Source organism: Microbacterium sp., from assembly GCF_011620715.1.
Classification (GTDB): domain Bacteria; phylum Actinomycetota; class Actinomycetes; order Actinomycetales; family Microbacteriaceae; genus Microbacterium.
Genome location: NZ_WOYP01000089.1, coordinates 1 through 2,530, shown reverse-complemented (window position 1 = coordinate 2,530; position 2,530 = coordinate 1). Strand labels below are relative to the sequence as shown.

Here is a 2,530-nt window from a genome sequence, read left to right as displayed (position 1 = left end):
GGTTCGCTCACGCGAATCGGCGGCGGCCGGCGAGGACTCCGGCGGTCACCGCGACGATTCCGAACACGAGACCCACCCAGGTGAGCCCCATGGCCCACCAGGCGAGGGTCGCCGACACGTAGACGAGGAGCTCGACGACGGCACGCACGAACGGGTGGACGGCCAGCACCGCGCGGGGCGAGACGAACAGCGCCCACACCAGGATCGCGACCACCGGCGCGCCGATGCCGACGACGATGTTCCACGGGAACGGCCACATCGCGAAGCCCCAGATCGCCAGGGTCACGAAGGCGAAGATCTCGCACACGAAGGCCAGCACGTCGACGGCAGACAGCGGGGCGCGCATGCCGGACTCGGAGGGCGCGGTCGGCGTCACGCGGGGAGTGTCGGACATGGGTTCCATTCTACGACCGGCCACCCGCCCACCCTCACGGGCTCAGCGCGCGATGCCGGCCGTCCACACGGAGTGCACCTCGAATGCGCCGGTGAGCAGCACGGCGTCGGCGAGCGAGCCGACCGCGAGCGAGCCGAGGTCCTCGCCTCGGCCGATCGCCCGTGCCGGGGTGGCCGTGAGCGCCCGGACTGCGTCGACCAGACGCACACCGGTCTGCACGGCATGGCGGAGGGCGGCATCCTGCGTGAGCGTGGAGCCGGAGATCGCACCGCCGACCGTCAGCCGGGCCACGCCGTCGACGACGTCCACGCCGAGCGAGCCGAGCTCGTACCGACCGTCCGCGTGCCCGGCCGCGGCCATGGCGTCGGTCACGAGCGCGATGCGGCCGGGTGCCGCGGCGAACGCGATGCGGACGACCTCGGGATGCAGGTGCACGCCGTCGGCGATCACTTCGAGTGTCACGCGGGGATCGGCGGCCGCAGCGGCGACAGGGCCCGGGTCGCGGTGGTGCAGGCCGGGCATCGCGTTGAAGGCGTGGGTGAGGATCGTCGCGCCTGCGGCGAAGGCCGCTCGGGTCTGCGCCAGGTCGGCGCCGGTGTGGCCGACGGCGGCCGCGGCGCCTGCGCCGACGACCATCCGGATCGCGTTCAGCGCGCCGGGCAGCTCCGGAGCGAGGGTGACCTGGCGGATCGTCCCGCGCCCGGCCTCGAGCAGGCGCTCCAGCGCCGCCGGCTCCGGTGCCCGCAGCAGCGTCTCCTCGTGCGCGCCCCTGTGCCCGGGGTCGAGGAAGGGGCCCTCCAGATGCGAGCCGAGGATGTCGGCATCCGTCGACGCCAGATCGGCGATCATGGCCGCGCGACGCCCCATCACCTCCAGCGGTGCCGTCACGAGCGAGATCACCGCCCGCGTCGTGCCGTGCGAGCGGTGCAGTGCGCGTGCCCCGCGGATGGCGTCGGGTCCGTCGTCGTAGGACTGGCCCGCGCCGCCGTGGCCGTGGATGTCGATGAAGCCGGGGGTCAGCATCGCGTCCGCGCCCGCCGCGGCGACGGCGTCGACGATGGTGTCGTAGGGCTGCGCGAAGCCGCGCCAGCTGTCGCCGATGCCCGTCGCGGCCACCCGGCCCGCATCGAAGCGCACCCACGCGTCTTGCACTGTGCGGCCGGCATCCACCAGTCGCGCCGAGTGGACGACGGTGCTCATGGTGCTGTCCAGGGGATCCCGCCGCAGCGGCTGCGGACCAACGCGTGCGTGTGGCCGGGGAGCTCCGCCACGGGCACGACGATCATGTGGCGAGCGAATTTCATGTAAGGAAGCCTAACAAATAGGGCGATCGGGTGTCAGCCGGAACCTCGCCTGGGGGGATCCGTTACACTCTGAGTGTCGCGACTGGCGTTGAGGTGGGTCACCACCGGGGAGCGACCGACACGGCACCCGACCGTACGCCTGGGTCGATGCGGAACACCGATGGAATCGCCCGCTCATGGGAATCCACCACCCGAAGCCGTCGTCAGAGGAGAACGCCATGACCGACCACTACTTCAACGCGCCGCTCGCGGAGGTCGATCCCGAGATCGCCCAGGTGCTCGACCGCGAGCTCCAACGCCAGCGCGGGTATCTCGAGATGATCGCCTCCGAGAACTTCGTGCCCGTCTCGATCCTGCAGTCGCAGGGCTCGGTGCTCACCAACAAGTATGCCGAGGGCTACCCGGGTCGCCGGTACTACGGCGGCTGCGAGGAGGTCGACGTCGCCGAAGAGCTCGCGATCGAGCGAGCGAAGGCGCTGTTCGGCGCCGCCTTCGCGAACGTCCAGCCCCACTCGGGTGCGACCGCCAATGCCGCGGTGCTGCACGCGATCGCCCGCCCCGGCGACACCCTTCTCGGACTCTCGCTCGACCAGGGCGGTCACCTGACCCACGGCATGAAGGCAAACTTCTCGGGCCGGCTGTTCGACATCGTCGCATACGGCGTCGACCCCGAGACCTCGATCATCGACATGGACGAAGTGCGCCGCCTCGCGATCGAACACCAGCCGAAGGTCATCATCGCGGGCTGGTCGGCCTACCCGCGCCTGCTCGACTTCGCCGCCTTCCGCGCGATCGCCGACGAGGTCGGCGCGCTGCTGTGGGTCGACATGGC

2 protein-coding genes, 1 pseudogene and 1 riboswitch are annotated in these 2,530 nt (G+C 71.4%); of the genes and pseudogenes, 1 reads left to right on the top strand and 2 read right to left on the bottom strand.

Annotated elements, in window-relative coordinates; genetic code table 11:
- Positions 1 to 7 precede the first annotated feature (7 nt).
- Entirely contained in the window at positions 8 to 394 is a 387-nt protein-coding gene (locus tag QZV84_RS09360) for a YrdB family protein (RefSeq protein WP_292828737.1), read from the bottom strand.
- Between the two features lie 42 nt (positions 395 to 436).
- On the bottom strand, positions 437 to 1,594 hold the full coding sequence (gene nagA / locus QZV84_RS09355) for an N-acetylglucosamine-6-phosphate deacetylase (protein ID WP_292828734.1): 1,158 nt from the start codon (positions 1,592 to 1,594) through the stop codon (positions 437 to 439).
- A 172-nt stretch (positions 1,595 to 1,766) separates the two neighbouring features.
- Positions 1,767 to 1,850: riboswitch (ZMP/ZTP riboswitch) on the top strand.
- A 66-nt stretch (positions 1,851 to 1,916) separates the two neighbouring features.
- Here nagA and QZV84_RS09350 point away from each other — a divergent pair.
- Positions 1,917 to 2,530, top strand: a pseudogene (locus QZV84_RS09350) (serine hydroxymethyltransferase); the annotation flags it as partial.